This window comes from Vibrio sp. MACH09 (assembly GCF_033238805.1).
GTDB lineage: Bacteria > Pseudomonadota > Gammaproteobacteria > Enterobacterales > Vibrionaceae > Vibrio.
The window spans coordinates 1,642,109-1,661,522 of the sequence record NZ_BSFZ01000001.1 but is presented as its reverse complement, the minus strand read 5'-3'; the positions used below and the strand labels follow the sequence as shown (position 1 = coordinate 1,661,522).

The 19,414-nt window shown below is 40.4% G+C and carries 11 protein-coding genes; 3 read left to right on the top strand and 8 right to left on the bottom strand.

Going from position 1 to position 19,414, the window contains the following annotated elements; genetic code table 11:
* Positions 1–7: 7 nt before the first annotated feature.
* The 8 genes from pyrD to CHJ_RS07265 all read right to left on the bottom strand — a co-directional run bounded on the left by pyrD (position 8) and on the right by CHJ_RS07265 (position 13,213).
* A complete protein-coding gene (pyrD, locus tag CHJ_RS07300; RefSeq protein WP_317917312.1) occupies positions 8–1,018 on the bottom strand; it encodes a quinone-dependent dihydroorotate dehydrogenase in 1,011 nt (336 codons plus the stop codon).
* Positions 1,019–1,065: 47 nt separating this feature from the next.
* Positions 1,066–5,910: an NAD-glutamate dehydrogenase gene (locus CHJ_RS07295; RefSeq protein ID WP_317917311.1), complete on the bottom strand. Its 4,845-nt coding sequence runs from the start codon at positions 5,908–5,910 to the stop codon at positions 1,066–1,068.
* A 177-nt stretch (positions 5,911–6,087) separates the two neighbouring features.
* Positions 6,088–6,306 carry a DUF2835 domain-containing protein gene (locus CHJ_RS07290; RefSeq protein WP_171751942.1) on the bottom strand — a complete coding sequence of 73 codons (219 nt, stop codon included), beginning with the start codon at positions 6,304–6,306 and terminating at the stop codon, positions 6,088–6,090.
* A gap of 70 nt (positions 6,307–6,376) precedes the next feature.
* Positions 6,377–8,998: an aminopeptidase N gene (pepN, locus tag CHJ_RS07285; protein ID WP_317917310.1), complete on the bottom strand. Its 2,622-nt coding sequence runs from the start codon at positions 8,996–8,998 to the stop codon at positions 6,377–6,379.
* Positions 8,999–9,186: 188 nt separating this feature from the next.
* Positions 9,187–9,852 carry a hypothetical protein gene (locus tag CHJ_RS07280; protein ID WP_317917309.1) on the bottom strand — a complete coding sequence of 222 codons (666 nt, stop codon included), beginning with the start codon at positions 9,850–9,852 and terminating at the stop codon, positions 9,187–9,189.
* A 143-nt stretch (positions 9,853–9,995) separates the two neighbouring features.
* The gene (gene prc / locus CHJ_RS07275; protein WP_171751939.1) at positions 9,996–11,996 is read right to left on the bottom strand and encodes a carboxy terminal-processing peptidase; all 2,001 of its coding nucleotides are present in this window, start codon (positions 11,994–11,996) and stop codon (positions 9,996–9,998) included.
* Between the two features lie 17 nt (positions 11,997–12,013).
* A complete protein-coding gene (gene proQ, locus CHJ_RS07270; RefSeq protein ID WP_171751938.1) occupies positions 12,014–12,640 on the bottom strand; it encodes an RNA chaperone ProQ in 627 nt (208 codons plus the stop codon).
* A 99-nt stretch (positions 12,641–12,739) separates the two neighbouring features.
* Positions 12,740–13,213, bottom strand: coding sequence for a GAF domain-containing protein (locus CHJ_RS07265; RefSeq protein WP_171751937.1), 474 nt, complete (start codon positions 13,211–13,213; stop codon positions 12,740–12,742).
* A 572-nt stretch (positions 13,214–13,785) separates the two neighbouring features.
* On the opposite strand from CHJ_RS07265, the gene CHJ_RS07260 reads away from it, so the two are divergent.
* The 3 genes from CHJ_RS07260 to rsmF all read left to right on the top strand — a co-directional run bounded on the left by CHJ_RS07260 (position 13,786) and on the right by rsmF (position 19,331).
* A complete protein-coding gene (locus tag CHJ_RS07260; protein WP_317917308.1) occupies positions 13,786–15,036 on the top strand; it encodes a paraquat-inducible protein A in 1,251 nt (416 codons plus the stop codon).
* A gap of 86 nt (positions 15,037–15,122) precedes the next feature.
* Entirely contained in the window at positions 15,123–17,762 is a 2,640-nt protein-coding gene (locus CHJ_RS07255; RefSeq protein ID WP_317917307.1) for a PqiB family protein, read from the top strand.
* Positions 17,763–17,903: 141 nt separating this feature from the next.
* Positions 17,904–19,331, top strand: coding sequence for a 16S rRNA (cytosine(1407)-C(5))-methyltransferase RsmF (rsmF, locus tag CHJ_RS07250; protein WP_317917306.1), 1,428 nt, complete (start codon positions 17,904–17,906; stop codon positions 19,329–19,331).
* The last annotated feature ends 83 nt before the right edge of the window (positions 19,332–19,414 follow it).

Sequence of the window (19,414 nt, the reverse complement as noted above, 5' to 3'; positions counted from 1 at the left end):
GGTTTAACTATAAATTTTTAACGATATCTTTTACCAAAGCTGGGCCATGATAAATAAACCCAGAGTAAACTTGTACAAGCTTGGCACCAGCAAGTAGTTTTTCTTTTGCTGATACATAACTATCAACACCACCTACACCAATAATAGGAATGTCATCCGCTAATTGTTGATAAAGTTTTTGAACCACTTCAGTACTACGTTTTTGTACCGGGCGACCACTTAGCCCACCCGTTTCTTCTGCATGCTTTAATCCGCTCACAACACTTCTATCCAATGTAGTATTTGTTGCGATGACCCCATCAAACTGATGTTTCTTTAACGAGGTACAAATTTGAATGATTTCATCATCACTTAAATCAGGCGCAATTTTTAACGCAAGAGGCACATACTTATTGTGGATTTTTTCAAGCTCAAGCTGCTTAGTCTTCAGATCCGACAATAATTGATCTAAAGTCTCACCATATTGAAGTGAACGTAATCCAGGTGTATTAGGTGAAGAGATGTTAACAGCGATATAACCAGCATATTGATAAACCTTATCCATGCAGATTAAGTAATCTTCACTGCCGCTTTCAATAGGCGTATCTTTATTTTTGCCAATATTGATGCCAAGAACACCATCATAATTTGCGCCCTTGATATTTTCGACAAGCTTATCGACACCATCATTATTAAAGCCCATCCGATTAATCAAGCCTTCTGCTTCTTTTAATCGAAATAGTCTAGGTTTGTCGTTACCCGATTGTGGCCGCGGTGTGACGGTACCAACTTCAATAAAACCAAAGCCCATCGCACCAAACGCATCAATACACTCACCATTTTTATCAAGACCGGCAGCAAGTCCAACGGGATTTTTGAATGTTAATCCCATACAAGTGACTTGCCGTTGAGGCAAATGCTGACGGTAAAATAGATCGAGAGGTGTACCTTGAACACGTTTAAAATTTTGAATTGCAAGATCATGTGCCTTTTCGGCATCAAGTTGAAAAAAGCCAGTCCTGGCTAGACGGTAAAGCATTTATGCCTCCGATAGAAAAAAGCCCCGTATAAACGGGGCTGTATTATTTACTTATTTGTTGAACAATTCAAATTTAATAACATCAGTTCTCGAAGTGCCACAGAAAATTTTGCAAATTCATGTACCGTACCGACTTTAAATTCGTTAAGAATATTGTCCCATCTTTGCAGTGAATTTTGATTACTCTCCATCCATTCATCAAGCGCTTTGATTGGTTCGAACTGCTCAGGATTACAGCCACAATTAAGAACTTGCGCAGTTAACTGTCTCTGTTGCCAATCGAGATCTTCTCTAAAAGCAGCTCTTGCTAACGCTTGCCAATTATTGTCTACACCTTGACCATTAATCTGTTTTAGGAACCAGTGAAGAGAAATTCTATCACCAAGAGTGAAGTACAATTTTGCTGCACCTTCTATGGATTTGCCGCTCTCTTTAGCAACTGCAGAAATATCCATTGCTGAATTTAAGCTAGAAAGACGAGCAACATGGTTTGCTAATGTCTTATCGACTCCCTTTTCTACCCAAGAGTGTGCCAGATCATTATGCTCTTTTACTTCTTCAGGCACTAAGAATCGATCCAATCCTTTAGTTACCGCTAATACATCACCTTTATACTGCTCAATGAGATCATTAACCGAAGGATTACCCACACGATTTCGGATCAACCAACGCGATAAACGACGCAATGTTCTTCGCACATAAAATATTAATTCATACTGCGCTGTCGTATTAGCTTTATTATCTAATTTACGAATCTCTTTTAAAGTATCTTCGAAATTATAAATTTCTCTTGCCGCAGCATAGGCGTTTGCGATACTTGCAACCGTCGCCCCCGTCTCTTCTTGCAAGCGGGTAACAAAGTTGCAGCCCATTTCATTTACCATTTGATTGGCAAGTGCAGTTGCAACAATTTCTGATTTCAGTGGATGATTATCAGCATGCTTAATATAGTTACGGCGTAACTCCTCTGGGAAGTACTTAACCAAAAGTTGCTTATGGAAACTGTCCGAAGCAATTTCGTCACACACCAACTCTTCTTTAAGAACCATTTTTCCGTAAGCAACGAGAACAGATAATTCTGGACGAGTAAACGCCAAGCCTCTTTTTTCTCTCTCAAGCAATGTTTCATCGTCAGGAATATACTCAAGTGCCCTATCTAAATGGCCAGCCTTCTCAAGATGATGAATAAATCGAATCTGTTCCTTAACGACTGACACACCAAGTGATTCACTAACGGAAATGGATTCAGCTTGGCAATAGGCGTCATCCAAAACAATTTCACCAACTTCATCTTCCATCTTAACCAAGATTTCATTGCGCTGCTTTATAGTGAGATCGCCATTTGCTACTAAGCCATTTAGGAAGATCTTAATATTGACTTCATTATCAGAACAATCGACACCACCAACATTATCAACAAAATCAGTATTAACTCGTCCACCTTTAAGCGCGTACTCTATACGCCCCATCTGAGTTAAACCTAAATTGCCCCCTTCGCCGATCACTTTGGCATTGACATCTTTGCCATCAATTCTCAGACCGTCATTGGCTCGGTCACCAACATCAACACTTGTCTCTGTTGAGGCTTTAACATAAGTGCCTATACCGCCATTCCAAAGTAAATCGACATTCATCTGCAAGATCATCTTAATGAGATCATTTGGTGCTAGCGATGATTTTCGTGTGCCCAATAATTTTTGGATCTCAGGTGTTAATTTGATTGACTTGGATCGTCGAGAAAAAATACCACCACCTTTAGAGATCAATTTCGCATCATAATCTTCCCAACTGGATCGTGGCAGCGCAAACAATCTATCACGCTCTTTCCAGCTTTTTGCCGAATCTGGATTAGGATCAATAAAGATATGCATGTGGTTAAACGCGGCTTGTAAACGTATATGCTTAGATAGCAGCATACCGTTACCAAATACATCTCCCGCCATGTCACCAATACCAATCACGGTAAAATCGGTTGTCTGGCAATCAATATTCATTTCTCTAAAGTGACGCTTAACGGATTCCCAGCCCCCTTTCGCCGTAATTCCCATTGCTTTGTGGTCATAGCCATTTGATCCACCGGAGGCAAATGCATCCCCTAACCAAAAGTTATACTCTTCAGATACTGAGTTAGCTAGGTCAGAAAATGTCGCTGTACCTTTATCTGCGGCAACAACTAAATACGCATCATCTTCATCATGACGAACAACATTTATTGGCGGAGATACCTGACCATCGACAATATTGTCAGATACATCAAGTAGTGCTCGAATGAACTTTTTATAGCAACGTTGTCCTTCAGCAAAAATTTCATCTCTGCCAGATAAAAGATGCTGTTTCTTACAGACAAAACCACCTTTCGCGCCAACTGGAACAATAACAGTATTTTTTACCTGTTGTGCTTTCACTAAACCAAGAATTTCTGTTCTAAAATCTTCTTGTCTATCAGACCAACGCAAACCACCTCTGGCAACCTTTCCGCCACGTAGATGCACACCTTCAATATCCGGGGCATAAACAAAAATCTCAAATGCGGGTACTGGCGCCGGTATCTCTGGAATATCACTAGGTTTAAGCTTTAAAGAAAGCCAAGTTTTGCAGCGGTTGAACTGATCAGTTTGATAATAGTTGGTTCTTAATGTTGCCGAAATCATATCAATATAACGTCGAATGATACGATCATCATCCAAGCTCTCAACATGATCCAACTGATCGGTTAACTTGGCAATGAGATCGGCTTGTCCTTTCTTGCTTCCTTTAAATTTCGGATCAAAACGTTTAGTAAACAGCGCAACCAAACCTTGGGCAAGCTCTGCATGAGAGGTTAATGTATCCTCGATATAGTTTTGACTAAATGGGAAACCAACTTGGCGCATGTAACGAGCATAACTTCTTAATATCGTCACTTCACGGCCGGTTAATCCTGCTCCTAATATGAGTCGGTTAAAGCCGTCGCTCTCTAATTCACCATCCCAAATAGCCGCAAATGCTTGTTGAAAACGATCTCGCGCTTCTCTTAGATCTATTCGAGTATCACTTCGGATCAACATGGAGAAGTCTAAGATCCAATAAACGGTGCCGTTGGCTTTTCGAATCTCATACGGTGATTCTCCAACAACTCGCAAACCTAAGTTTTCTAACATAGGCATCACGTCAGATAGATGAATAGGCTCATCACGATGATAGAGTTTTAAATGTATTACTTTTGAGTTGGACGCCTCTTCTTGCGGACGATATAACAGCATTCCTAATTTATTATCATCACTTAACGCTTCTAATCGCTCAATATCGGCAACCGCGGTACCTGGCATTACATCCGATTTGTATGAATTAGGAAATGCCCGTTTAAAACTCTTTGAAATCGGTACCCCTTTACTCTCACCAAGGTTGGCAATAATGGCACTTTTTAGTCTGTCGTCCCAAGTAGAAGATGCTTCCATTAAATTATGCTCTATCGCTTTTACGTCTATATTAATGTTGTTATTGTCAACGCGAACAATATAGTGTGTTCTCGCTAATGAACTCTCAGAGAAGAAAGTGGTGAATTCCACGTCCCTATCAGACAGACAGTATTGTTTGAGTAATCGCTGGGTTTGTCTTCTTAACTCAGTGTTGTATCGCTCTTTAGTAACATAAACCATACAGCTGAAAAAACGGCCGAACGGGTCTTTCCGGACAAACAGTCTCACAAGATCACGCTCTTGCATTTGAACGACACCGGTTCCTACTTCAAGTAATTCTTCTTCTTTAGCTTGTAGAAGTTCATCGCGAGGGAAGTTTTCTAAAATATTGTGCAGTGCTTTATAAGAGTACGAACCGATCTGGTAACCACTAGCTGCCAGTATGCGTTCAACTTTTTGTCCTACTAACGGAATACTAAACACGCTCTGGTTATAGACAACCGAGGTATACAGTCCAGTAAATCTATGCTCACCAATCACCTTTCCATTTTTATCAAATTTCTTAATACCGATGTAATCGGTATACGCTGGTCGGTGAATTCGTGAAGCAGCGTGACCTTTTGTTAAAATCAACAAATAAGGTTTGGTGGCTTCAGCTTGTGCTGACTCTGCGAACTCGGAAAGCTTCACCGTTCTAACACGACGATCTACGGCAAATAGTCCCAGCCCTTTTTCTTTGGTTGGCGTTAACTGTTTCTCTCCGTCTACTTCCACCAAGTCATACTCTTTATATCCCATAAAGGTAAAATTATGGTCTCCGAGCCAACGAAGAAACTGCAAACTCTCCCCTAAGCGTTCAGGTGGTAGCGGAATAAAGTCGACGCTTTTCTCTACCTGTTTCGTCACTTGTTGAAGTTTTTCCGCCATCGGTTTCCAGTCAGAAACCACCAGTCCGGTATCTGTTAACACATCGATAAGCTCTTGTTTAAGCCCAACCATTTCTGATTTTTCATTTAAACGGTCAACTTCGATATGAAAGAGTGACTGGTATTTGCCCTGTCCGGTATTGAGGCCAACAATTTTCTCGTTTTGTTCATCGCGTTCTACTTGAGTAGGACCATGCAAAATAAAGTGGCAATTAAGATCTAATCTATCCAGAGCCATTTTTGTTGAGTCAACGAGAAATGGACTGTCTGGAACAACAATCTCTACGATGGTATGGGTTGACTGCCAACCATGTCGACTAAGCGTTGGGTTAAACACCTGAACGGAAATTTGTTGCTGTTTTGTTTCTAAAACATGTTGCCATAAACTAACTATTGCTCCATATAGATCCGACTCATTTCTATGAATCAAATCGTCTTGTGCAATGTTATTGAACATGTATTGTGCAAGCTGCGTAACCAAAGGTCTCTGTGTAAGTTCAACTTTGTCTTGAATTAATTGGTAAACTTTTTCAAGTAGAACCGGTACTACTGGCTCTCGTGCGGTCATGTTAACGCTCCAAATTTAGTCGATTCAGGGGAAAATACCGACACCAATCTTTGTTAGTGTGTATCTACATTGTAAAAGCAATATTGTATTTTAGTTAACAGCTTTAGAGGGATAATAAGATGAAATGTCTATTTTTGTGATAGGTCTTACGGTTTAACTGACTGAAAAAAAAGAGAACTATAGTGATTCTAACTTTACAAATTTGTTTGTCTGGTCAGTTGTTAACCTAAACCTTCCTTTTAAGCCCAATTGACTAATAAATGGACGCAATCGAGATGCTGGTATCTGCAGCTTTAAACCTTGGTCAGAATAGACAACAACATGACTGGCAACACCATTATAATGCTGTAAAAAATGTTGATAAGAGATGTTTAATCGAAATGTATATTGTTTCATATTAGATAAGTTAATTTAGTAAAGGCTGCGACCAAACATGAGTCGCAGCCAATTAATAAATCGCCGTCTACTAAGACTCTAGCGCTTTAGTCACTTTTTCAAATAGATCTTTTGCTAAGTTATCCAGTTTAGACAAAGACTCCAATTTTTCACGCATAAGCTCTGCTCTTTGATCATCATAGTTTCTATATTTCAACAAAGGATCAATTAGTCGAGAGGCAACTTGTGGATTTTTATCATTCAACAATGTCAGAATTTCTTCTGCAAAATCATAACCCTTACCATCTTTTCCATGGAAATTGACTGGGTTTGCCGATAAAAATGATCCGATTAAACTTCTAATTCTATTTGGATTTTTCAAACTAAACGTAGCGTGATTCATGGTTTTTCTAACCGTGTCTAACGCATTATTAGCTGGGTTTGTTCCTTGCAGTGCGAACCATTTATCCATGACCAGACCGTCATGGCTCCATGTATTACTAAAGTCTGCCATCAAACTTTCGCGGCACATTAGCTCTGCCTGATTCGCGGCAGATAATGCCGCTATGGTATCTGTCATATTGGTTGACGATGCGTACTGTTGTTCTACTCTGTTATTACCTTCAGGCAGATAAGCTAAGTAACTCAAACAACAGTTTCGTAACGCTCGTTTACCAATAGATTCATGGCTAATATCGTACTCTTTTTGAACGAGTGTAGAGTAAACAGCACTTAGTTCATCTTCTAATCCAGTAGCAAGAGCCACTTTTAGAGATTTAATGACCTTCGCAATTGCATCAACGTCTACTGGCTTGAACCAACCTGACACTTCATTATGACTTGGAAGAGAAAGTACTTCGGAAATAAATGCAGGCTCTAATGCTTCATTGAGAAGCACACCACGAAATGCATCAATGACATCATTGGAAATATCAAACGCTTTACCAGCCAGAAGGTTAGCCACATTGCTGCGAATATATTTTGCCAATAACATTTGGCTGGCATCCCAACGCGCAAAATCATTTCTAGCATGAACCATTAAAAACATAAGTTGCTGATCAGAATAGTCATACTCTATTTTAACCGGTGCAGAAAACTCACGCAGCAAAGAGATCACTGGTTGCTCTTTAACACCATCAAAAACAAATGTTTGCTTATCTTGTTTAAAATTAACAACATTATCGACAGTTTCTCCGTCACACTGTAACGGAATCACACTGCCATTCTTCCCGTATAGTTCTATATCAAAAGGAATATGTAACGCTTGTTTCTCTTGCTGTTCTGGCGTTGCAGCAGTGGACTGTTCAAGTGTTAAGGTAAATTGAGCGAGATTTTCATCATAATGACTGGTCACTTTAACGGTTGGGGTTCCTGACTGGCTATACCATAGCTTAAACTGTGACAGGTCAACATTAGAAGCATCTTGCATTGCCGCAACAAAGTCATCACACGTTGCTGCCGTGCCGTCATGACGTTCAAAATAGAGTTGCATTCCTTGTTGGAACTTCTCTTCTCCCAGTAGAGTATGCATCATTCGAATTACTTCACTGCCCTTTTCATATACAGTCAATGTATAGAAGTTATTCATTTCAATAACTTTGTCTGGGCGTATTGGGTGAGACATAGGACTCGCGTCCTCCGCAAATTGCGGGCCGCGAATGATTCTTACATTATTAATTCGGTTTACCGCTCTAGATCCTAAATCAGATGAAAACTCCTGATCTCTAAATACGGTCAAACCCTCTTTTAAACTAAGCTGAAACCAATCTCGGCAGGTAACCCGATTTCCGGTCCAGTTGTGGAAATACTCATGACCGATAACCGCTTCAATACCAAGATAATCGGTATCCGTGGCAGTCTTCTCATTTGCTAAAACAAACTTGGAGTTAAAGACGTTTAGCCCTTTGTTCTCCATCGCCCCCATGTTGAAAAAATCAACCGCAACGATCATGTAAATATCGAGGTCATACTCTAGACCAAATCTCTGCTCATCCCATTTCATCGAATTAATCAATGACAGCATAGCGTGATTAGCTCTGTCTAAATTGCCTTTATCAACAAAAATTTGCAGCGCAACTTCGCGTCCAGATCGAGTTATATACTTGTCATTCAAGACATCAAAGTCACCAGCAACAAGCGCAAAAAGATAAGCCGGTTTTGGATGAGGGTCATGCCATTTTACCCAATGTTTTCCATTGGCTAGTTCGCCCTGCTCAATTTTATTACCGTTACTCAGTAAGTAAGGATACTGTTCTTTATCAGCAGTAACTTTTACAGTAAAAACGGCCAGCACATCTGGTCTGTCTAGGTAGTAAGTAATTCTTCGAAATCCCTCAGCTTCGCACTGAGTACAAAATGCACTATCTGATTTGTATAAACCTTCAAGCGCACTATTTTCACTTGGGTTTATCTCATTAACTATGGTTAATTCAAACTGCTTTGGAAGGTTATGTATTCGCAACTCACCTTTGTGGGTTGCGAAATCATCCCACTCAACACCATCTACATAAATGGATTTAAGAACAATATGCTCTCCGTTCAAAACCAGAGTCGAGCTCTCTTTCAACTGTTGTACTTTTGAAGTAGCCGTCACGGTCGTCGCGTTGTCATCCAGATCAAAATCAAGATCAACATGAGAAATAGTATGATCAGGAGATTGGTAATCTTTACGGTATTTGGCTTCGGGTGCCTGACTCTCGGTAGCTTGAGACATGATAGTTCCTTATGTGCTTGGCAAAGCAAGTAAATTTCGTCTGTCTCTATATCTTTGGTTGCCAAAGCCGAATTACAACCCCACAAAAGCAGTTATTTTGCAAAATAACCATATTTAAAAACATCTGACCACATAACCATTTAATAGCAAGCTCATTACTCAGAAATAAATATATTCAACAGTATAAATCACTCCGACCGATTCATGACAGCGAGCATATCAAAGTCATTACTTTGTAAAGTCAATTGGCCTTCATCAATGCTATATCGAGAATTCTGTTCACCTTTCTCATACATCAGCACTAAACTATCCCCCTCAAAATAATAAACGCCTTGGTATGCGGCCATATTGCCATCATGAGATTCCGCCATAAATAGAAACATGAAATCAGGCTGCAAGGTTAAGTTTAACTTACTCACTTTACTAGCCAGAATATCGTCTCCTTGTATCGCTTCGCTGGTCCAGTTTCCGACTAATTCAGAATGATAGCCTTTGGAAAAATAGATGCCATTGAGCATCAATTGATTGTGGCTAACGGTGTAGTTATAGATTTGTTGGTTGTCGATATCCGCGCCTAATACTAATGTATCTCGATCCACAATATACTCGCCAGCCCAATACTCATAGGTATCATCATATTTTTGAATCTCTATGGCAAACGAGTAGTTTGAAGCTATATGCAAACGGATGACAACAAAGTCGTTACCCGCTTCATCAGGAAATGGATTAACTAAATACCAATCGCCCAACAAGAATGGATAATCGAACTGAGTAAGATCAGTTCTTTTCTCACTAAGTTCGGAACTGGATAGATAAAACGATGTACAAGCAAGAAATATAATAAGCCATCTCATAACTCAAACCCTCTCCACTTTTTATAAGAGTAGGTTCAGTTAGCCCATAACGCGAAATTATTGACATAAATCACAATAAAATTAACAGATAAAAAAAGCGAGCATTATGCTCGCTTTTTACTTTTTGTCAGAATTATTGGCTATTAATCTTTAGCATTAATCATATCAAGAGTAATGGCTACTGACTCATCTAAATAAGCATCAGGAGATTCATAGTCTTTAGGAATATCCTCTAGCGTTTTAAACGGTTCTTTTTCCGCCATTTTTTGACGCTTATTAACACGCTCTAAACGCTGATCATCACGCTCATCACTCTTATTACGACGAACCTGCTCATTTAACGACAGGCTATTATCATCTTTCTCTGCTTTATATTTCTCAATATCTTGATCAATAAACGCAAACTCCATATCGGTAGCAATACGAGCCTGATGTTTAGCCGTTAGAAACGCTATTTGTTCATCGCGCTGCTTTAGAACACCATAGTTAGCACGATCAATGCTATCCCACGGTAGCGCATTATCTTCAACGCTTTCGCCCGTTTCTTCAGGATCAACTGGAGTAGGATAAGAGATATCAGGTACTACACCTTTATTCTGCGTACTACCGCCATTAATGCGATAAAACTTTTGAATTGTGTATTGGACGTAACCCAGCTCTTTATCAAACAAATCGTAGATATGGTTAAGTGAACGATGCTGCTGAACTGTTCCTTTACCAAAAGATTGTTCTCCCAAAATAATTGCCCGACCATAGTCTTGCATTGCTGCCGCAAATATCTCAGAAGCTGACGCGCTGTATCGATTTATCAGCACAGTCATAGGACCTTGATAGCTGATCAAACCATCCGTATCACTATTTACGTTTACTCGTCCGTAGCTATCACGAACTTGAACAACCGGCCCTTTTGAAATAAACAGACCGGAAAGAGCCGTTGCTTCCGTTAACGCCCCACCACCATTATTTCGTAAATCAACAATAATACCGTCGATAGATTGCGCCTTTAATTCTTGAATGAGCTTGTCAGTATCTTTTGATAATCCAACGTAGAAGCTAGGCACTTCAAGCACACCTATTTTCTTACCGTCTTTTTCAATGATACTGGATTTAACCGCCCTATCTTCAAGTCTCACTTTATCTCGGACAATTGTTACAGTGTGACTTTTTGCGCTTTTACCTTCTGGCAATATCTGCAATTTAACTTCGGTTCCCTTAGGACCTTTTATTAATTGCACCACGTCATCCAGTCGCCAGCCGATAACATCAACAATATCTTCGTCTTGTTGACCGACACCGACAATTCGATCACCTTCACTTAACTCTTTACTCTTAGACGCCGGGCCACCAGCAACTAAGGAACGAATTACGGTATAATCATCTGTCTGCTGTAGTACAGCACCAATGCCTTCTAGCGATAAATTCATCTCTGACTGAAACTGCTCTGCGTTTCTTGGAGATAGATAACTGGTATGAGGGTCGATCTGCCGAGCAAAGGCATTCATATAGAGTTGAAATGCGTCTTCACTATGAGATTGGGTCATCCTTTTGATAGCGTTATTATATCGCTTCTCAAGCATCTCCTTAATCTCTGGCCACTCTTTGTCTGTCAGCTTTAAACTTAACGCGTCGTATTTTACCCTCTTACGCCACAACTCATTTAGCTCGTTTTCGTCTTTTGGCCATGCCGCCTCAGAGCGATCTAGCTCAATTCTTTCATCGCTGTCGAATGTGATCTCTTTATCAAGTAATGACAAAGCATAAACATAACGGTCATAGCGTTTATCAAGAGCAAGATTATAGACATCAAACGCAATTTGATTATTTCCTTGCTTTAATTGGTCGTCTAACTCTGTTGACCAAGCTGCAAATGAATCAATATCGTTTTGAGTGAAAATATTTCGATTGAAATCTAACAATTCTAAATAACGATCAAACATCGCTTTAGAAAAGTCATCATTGAGGCTAAAACGCTTATAGTGCGTTGTGGTAAAACGAGAAGTAACTCTTTTACTTGCTGTGGTATGTTGCGCTTCAGCGCTAAGATTAGGGATTTCGTCTTTAGATATTTTACTTTCTAAAGCCTGAGCAGAAGCCGCTAAAACAATATTAGCGGCTATAAGTGTAAGTTTTAAACGGCAATTCATGCGTAGGATTATCTCCTTTATGCGCGCAGGTGTTCCGCTTTAACCACCATTTGAAGACCATTGGTTAGGCGAACACGCACATCATCCTTATTAATTTCAACTATCGTTGCAGCCATATTTCCTTTGCCCATGTTCACGTTCACGTCAGATCCAACAATTAATTCATCTGATGTAAGTAAACGAGTTTCAGGTGCTGCAGGCTTAGTATTTTGTTTAGCTTGTTTAGTCGGCTTAGCACGGCGTTGTTGAGGCTTTTTCGCTTTAGCTTTTGCTTCTTCACGAGCTTTGTTTGCTTGTTCTTTTCTACGAGCTTGTACTTTCGCCTTACTTTCAGCAAGTGCTGTTTTGGCATGCTCGACATGTTCTTCTTCTAACTCACCACATGCATTTCCGTCTAGGTCAACACGTACAGCGCCGGCTTTAACACCATGAAGGTATCGCCATGATGAAGTATATTGTCGCAATGCAGCACGAAGCTGAGTTTTGCTTACTTTTTCGTCTTCAGCCAGTCTTTCGGCAAGATCTTGAAAGATGCCAATTTTTAGTGGCTTAGCTTCACCTTCTAGAGTAAAGCAGTTCGGGAAACATTCAGCAATATACGCAATCACTTCTTTGCTGTTTTTTAACTTTTCAGTGTTTTCCATGTCGGTTCCTGGTTTTTGCGGTTTATCCGCGGATCGTTCTTACAAATATTTGGGCTATTATAGTGAGATGCTTATGAAAAACCACTATGTTCACTCATTTTATTCATCGTTAGCGTGCGAATTAAGCAGCTTTTCGACTTCTTTCATAAGATAAACCAATCCTTGCTGGTCATTTTCGTCAAATCTAGCGATGGTTGGACTGTCAATATCCAGTACACCAACTAGCTTTCCGTTAATAGAAAATGGGATAACAATTTCTGAGTTACTTTGCGCATCACAGGCAATATGTCCCGCAAATGAATGCACATCCGCTATACGTTGTACGCTATTTGTTGCCGCGGCTGTACCACACACGCCCTTACCCATTGGAATTCTTACACAGGCAGGTAAACCTTGAAATGGGCCTAAAACCAGTTCGTCACTTTTAACAAGATAAAAACCAACCCAATTGATTTCATCAAGCGACATGTTCAGTAACGCTGATAAATTTGACAGATTAGCGATTAGATCAGATTCAGATTCGAGTAACGCGACAGCTTGTTTGGTTAATGTTTGGTAGTGCTCTATTTGCATAATATATTGATGTCTTAACAGTGTATTTATATGGTTCAGTTAATTAGTCCGGAGTTTAAGTCTATTCATAACGCCATTTCTGTATTAGATGCCATAATGGTGATGCCACTTTAAACTCTTTAGGTACAACTACCTTAACTGAAAGTGTTAAATTCTACTCATTGGAACTGATCACGATTCAGTCCATTGAATAGATTATTAAAGCATAGAAAATGTAATGAGTCATAATGTGCTTACAACCGATTATTGGTCAATAGCTTAAAGACGACCGCAATCACGATACCCACAAACGTATCTAACCTCAAATAACAGTTAGTTATTAAATAGGAGCAGTTGATTTATCATATAAAATTGAAGTACCTTTACTACTCTGCTAAAGCGTAAAGCTAACGACGAATTGATGTCACTCAGTGACATTCTCGTAAAGCAAGCGAAACCAACAAATGGCCATTAAGTAAGCGTACAAACAATTTTCACATCAGAATACTTGAAAAATATCATCTAAAATAATTTTGCGTACGCAGATTATTTAATTGGCTTAACTAGACAAATGGACTATCGTCTAATTTATTATGACCTCTACGACTCAACAAGCAGACAACAGTGATCACCCAACGCATGCTCGACTATGTAAAGGGTGTGAGCTAACAATATCAACTGAAGCTATTGAAGCTGGAAAAAGTGCTTACTGCCCGCGGTGCGGAACCAAGTTGTATAAAGGGGGGCTGCAACCAATAATCGGCAACCTCGCTCTGGCACTAACTTGCTTACTTTTATTTATCCCTTCTCATTTTTTTCCTTTTATCAGTATTCGTTTGGTTGGCGTGATGATTCCAGCCACACTACCCTCTGGTACATTTACCTTAATGCAGGAAGGTTTTGTCGGTTTAGGCATTCTCATCCTATTTTGCAGCTCAATCGCACCGCTATCAGTATGTATTGCTGTCATCATCAACCATCTATCATTGAGTAGACGTTGGTTTAAACCATTTCGCTACTCATTGATGGTGATGCAAAAACTCAAACAGTGGATGATGTTGGATGTATTCTTAGTTAGTTTGGCTATCTCTTGCTTTAAACTACGAGATTACTCAGATATTTTTGTCGGCCCCGGGTTATTAGGTATTATTTTACTTCAGCTATTTATGTTGATGCTGGTTACTCGAATCAGTGTCAGGCGTTATTGGGAAGCGTGGCAGTCAGAAGAGAGTTACCAGCTCACCGAAATAAAAGAACAGTGCGACCAATGCAACTTATCTCAACCTATCTCGAATAAATGCCTCCGCTGTCGTAGCAAGTTAACTAAGCGTAAACCTCATTCCGTACAAAAAACATGGGCGCTATTGGTGGCTGCTGCGGCATTTATTATTCCAGCAAACATTATTCCGATTTCCATTTTATTTACTAACGGCAAGAGAATCGAAGATACCATTTTTTCCGGCGTCGCCGGTCTAATTACTAAAGACATGTATGGTATCGCACTGATCATTTTTGTGGCCAGTATCATCGTTCCAGTCGCTAAAATTATTGGTATGAGTTACATACTTCTTTCTATCCAACTTGGCCAAAAAAGTTTTAAAAAACAGAGGATGGTCATATATTTTGTAGTGAAATGGATTGGTAAATGGTCGGTAATGGATCTATTTGTAATATCAATTATGATGACCCTAGTGGATAGAGGTCAAATACTAAACTTCACCCCTGGATTTGGTGCCGTTGCATTTGGTGTCGTTGTAGTATTAACCATGTTAGCGACAGAAAATTTTGATCCGCGGCTAATTTGGGATCAAAAAAATAAAGATAAGTCAGCCACTTCACAGTAATTCAAATGGCGCATTGTCTTCGTACATAATTAGCTTATTGGCATAAATACCTTGGTCTACCCCTGAATAATTATAAGAGTGTTTAAATGAGTGATTCTGAGTCTCAAATATACAAACCGAATGTTAAAAAAGATTACGGAGTGTCGCCACTATGGATACTGCCTATCATTACATTAGTACTCGCAGGATGGTTGGTACTGAATGCAATCAATGAAGCTGGCCAACGTGTGCAAATTTATTTCTCTGATGCTCAAGGGCTGATTGCTGGAAGAACGACGATTCGCTATCAAGGTTTAGAAGTGGGAATGGTAAGGGATATCTCCTTATCCCCAGACTTAGAAAGTATATATGTAGATGCTGACATTTATCCGGAAGCAACCAAACTCCTCGGCGCAGACACTCGTTTTTGGTTAGTAAAACCTACCGCGAGTATTTCGGGAATATCCGGTCTGGATGCGCTCGTTTCAGGTAACTATATTTCTATTCAGCCAGCCTCTGAGATTCATGACGGTGACGACATTCCTAAAACGTATACCGCACTTGAAGGAAGACCGGCAGATTTACAAGCCTCGCAAGGGTTAAACATCACTTTAAAATCTCGTGATTTAGGCTCTCTCTCTATCGGCTCTCAAATTGTTTACCGTAAAATCCCTATCGGAGAAGTCTACAGTTATAAATTGGATGATAATGGCGACTCTGTGCTTATTAAAGCGTTTATCAAAAACGAGTATGCCCACATTATTACCGACGAAAGTCGTTTTTGGAATGTCAGTGGTGCTGGGGCGCAAATTGGCTTTAATGGGGTTGATGTCCAGTTTGAAAGTTTAAGCGCCCTTATAACAGGTGCTATCGCCGTAGACTCACCCGATGGCGGCGCGTCGATCGAACAAAATAGAGAGTTTAAGTTATACCGAGACTTAAAAACTGCTGGCCGAGGTATTCCAATCAAGATTGAACTGCCTGATGACAATAAGATTCGTCATAGCGGCGCACCGATAATGTATCGTGGATTAGAAATAGGCCAAATAACCGACTTATCTTTTAGCGAAGGTAGAAACAACATTATCGCCTCTGCGGCCATTCAACCGTCGTTTTCCGATATGTTAAATACGGGTTCACAATTTATGCTTGAGGAAGCAAAAGTTTCTATTACCGAGATCAATAACCTCTCTAATCTGGTCACCGGTAACTTTCTTTCTGTTATCCCGGGCGAAGGTGAGAAATCGCGACAATTTATTGCGATTAGAAAAGATGAACTACTAAAGAGAAACGCACACTCTATTGCCATAACGTTAGTCTCTGACCAATCCTATGGGCTCTCATCCGGTACAGATATTTTATATAAAGGGATAGAGGTAGGTTATATCTCTCATGTAGAGCTTATCGATGAAAAGGTATCAATCTCGGCATTAATCGATAGCGACTATCGCTATTTACTAAAATCGAGAAACCGCTTTTATGTAAACGGCAGTGCGAATGCCGAGCTCACTGAATCTGGCGTTAGCGTCTCGATTCCACCGGCAAAACAACTTCTCACTGGTTCTATCAGCTTTATTAGCGACGGTACAGATAAGCCTAAAAATAGTTACCAGTTATATGCTAACCGCCCTCTCGCTGAAATCGCTATTTATAATCAAACGGGTTCAAAAACACTCACCTTAATGGCCGACACATTACCGCCAGTAAGTAAAGGAAGCCCTCTGTTATATAGGAATTTACAAGTAGGCAAGATATCTGGTTATACATTGACGACTCAGGGAGTAAACATCAATGTTCAAATCGAAAACCGCTACCGCAACTTAATTACTGATGAGACGGTATTTTGGAACCATTCAGGTATCGAGGTAAATGCAAGCTTAACCGGCGTTAATATAAGAACTGCACCACTGAAATCCTTATTACAAGGCGGTATCGCCTTTGACTCTATTGCGGGCGTAGAAAACAAACACGGTAAATCATGGCGGTTGTACGATAGCATCGAACAAGCACGCAAATATGGTGCGACCATCAGTCTGGTCACGACAGAATCAACCGGTATTCAAAAAGGCACGGCAATAAAATATCAAGGCGTCATTGTCGGGGAAGTGATCTCGACAAAAGCTAACTTCGCGCAAAAATCAACACAGATCATTGCTCGTATTAAACCTGAATACACAGATAACATAACTCGAAAAACCAGTTACTTTTGGGTCGCAGCACCAGAAGTTGGTCTTAATGGCATCAAGAATTTAGACTCTTTAATTGCCAGTTATATTCAGGTTTCTCCAGGAGAAGGCAAAAATAGCAGCCAATTTGTTCTCCATTCTCAAGCTAAAAAGACCAACAGTGTTCAGTTTACCCTACAAAGCCAGCATCGCGACTCTATAAATATTGATACTCCTGTATTGTATAGAGATATAGAAGTTGGCCGAGTAACTAAAGTCGAACTTGGAACATTTGCTGACCGGGTAATATCCACTATAGAGATCGATAATGAGTATGCGTATTTAGTAAGGGAAGATACTGTTTTCTGGAACGTGTCCGGTGTTGATGTGACCATTGGCCTTTCAGGCGCTCAAATTAGAGCAGGCACTTTCGATAGCCTACTTCGCGGCGGCATTGCCTTTGCTACTCCAGAAAAGAGCAACTTAGCGCCTCCTGCGGCTAAAGAGCACTCTTTTCTCCTCCATGAACAACCTCTCGAGCAGTGGACTCAGTGGCGTACCGCTATTCCAAAGCCTCAATAACGCTCCAACCCTAATCTCCTTCCCCTTAGTTAGTACGTGTTACTGACTAAGGGGCTTAAGGTTTACTCTGTTAATTCAATTGAGCTAACTTGGTGATAAAGATAGAATAGCCAGCACTATTTAATCTGCTGAGTAACTGCAGTGCACGCAAACATACAACTTCCTGACGAATTTCTCTCTCATATTGAGCAACAACTCCCAGCTCACTTAGATATGGATGAGTTTATCGCTTCTTGTAAACAGCCATTAAGAAAGAGCATTAGAGTCAACACGCTTAAAATCTCTGTTAAGCAATTTATTGATAGAGCAAAGAAAAAAGGCTGGAAACTTACGCCTGTACCTTGGTGTGACACTGGCTTTTGGATCGATTATGACCAGTCGTCAGAAACACCATTAGGTAACACAGCTGAACATATGGCAGGACTGTATTATATCCAGGAAGCAAGCTCAATGATGCCTGCGACAGCACTGTTTTATCTAAATCAACGTCCGTTGAACACCGTACTAGATGTTGCCGCAGCACCCGGATCCAAAACCACACAAATTGCCGCGACAATGAACAATGAAGGTCTGCTGGTTGCAAACGAGTTTTCCGCTAGCAGAGTTAAAATTTTGCACTCCAACATCCAACGTTGCGGCGTTCGAAATATCGCTATAACACACTTTGATGGCCGGGTATTTGGTGGTTGGTTACCTGAACAGTTTGACGCCATATTATTAGATGCACCCTGTTCCGGCGAAGGCGCGGTTCGCAAAGACGCTGATGCCATGAAAAACTGGAGTCATGAATCTGTGCTAGACATCGCACGTACGCAGAAAGGTCTCATTGAAAGCGCCTTTCACGCCCTCAAACCCGGCGGCAGATTAATTTACTCTACTTGCACACTGAGTGAAGAAGAGAACCAGCAAGTTTGTCATCACCTTAAGCAACGATTTCCCGATCAGGTACAATTTGAGTCTCTGTCTGGTTTATTCGACGGTTGCCAAGACGCATTAACTGAAGAAGGATTCTTGCACGTTTATCCTCAATGTTTCGATAGCGAAGGTTTCTTCATCGCCAGCATTGTTAAACTTGCCAGTACTGAAGCCCCAGAGGTGAACAAGAGACTTGGAAAATTTCCATTTTCAAAAGCATCAGTAAAAGAGCAACAAGATATTATTCAATCGCTCAAAGATGACTTAGACATATCTTTGCCAACTGATGGACATCTGTGGATTAGAGATAAAGAAGTATGGTTATTTCCGGCTCAGCTAGACAATTTTATTGGCGAGATCCGTTTTTCACGTATGGGTATAAAGCTGGCGGAAACTCACAAGAAAGGCTACAAATGGCAGCATGAAATGGTAATGGCACTGGCAACAGGGGAAGAACATAGTGCGATTGAGGTCTCTACCGATAACGCCAGAGAGTGGTACATGGGAAGAGATATTCGCCCCGAGAATATTAGCGGCAAAGGCGAAGTGATCGTTAAACTTGGTCAAGACATAATAGGGTTAGGCAAGTGGGTAGGAAACCGAGTAAAAAATGGTCTACCCAGAGAACTGGTGCGCGACGGGAATCTGTTTTAAGTAATTAGAGTACTGTTCCAAGTATATACTGGTAAAGCGCCAAAGCTGTACTAAACTAATAGTAATTAAATAGCAATTTACTT

What these genes read in the sequence shown, in the direction of transcription:
- pyrD (WP_317917312.1), bottom strand. Translation starts at nt 1,018, where the DNA reads ATGCTTTACCGTCTAGCCAGGACTGGCTTTTTTCAACTTGATGCCGAA.
- CHJ_RS07295 (WP_317917311.1), bottom strand. Translation starts at nt 5,910, where the DNA reads ATGACCGCACGAGAGCCAGTAGTACCGGTTCTACTTGAAAAAGTTTAC.
- CHJ_RS07290 (WP_171751942.1), bottom strand. Translation starts at nt 6,306, where the DNA reads ATGAAACAATATACATTTCGATTAAACATCTCTTATCAACATTTTTTA.
- pepN (WP_317917310.1), bottom strand. Translation starts at nt 8,998, where the DNA reads ATGTCTCAAGCTACCGAGAGTCAGGCACCCGAAGCCAAATACCGTAAA.
- CHJ_RS07280 (WP_317917309.1), bottom strand. Translation starts at nt 9,852, where the DNA reads ATGAGATGGCTTATTATATTTCTTGCTTGTACATCGTTTTATCTATCC.
- prc (WP_171751939.1), bottom strand. Translation starts at nt 11,996, where the DNA reads ATGAATTGCCGTTTAAAACTTACACTTATAGCCGCTAATATTGTTTTA.
- proQ (WP_171751938.1), bottom strand. Translation starts at nt 12,640, where the DNA reads ATGGAAAACACTGAAAAGTTAAAAAACAGCAAAGAAGTGATTGCGTAT.
- CHJ_RS07265 (WP_171751937.1), bottom strand. Translation starts at nt 13,213, where the DNA reads ATGCAAATAGAGCACTACCAAACATTAACCAAACAAGCTGTCGCGTTA.
- CHJ_RS07260 (WP_317917308.1), top strand. Translation starts at nt 13,786, where the DNA reads ATGACCTCTACGACTCAACAAGCAGACAACAGTGATCACCCAACGCAT.
- CHJ_RS07255 (WP_317917307.1), top strand. Translation starts at nt 15,123, where the DNA reads ATGAGTGATTCTGAGTCTCAAATATACAAACCGAATGTTAAAAAAGAT.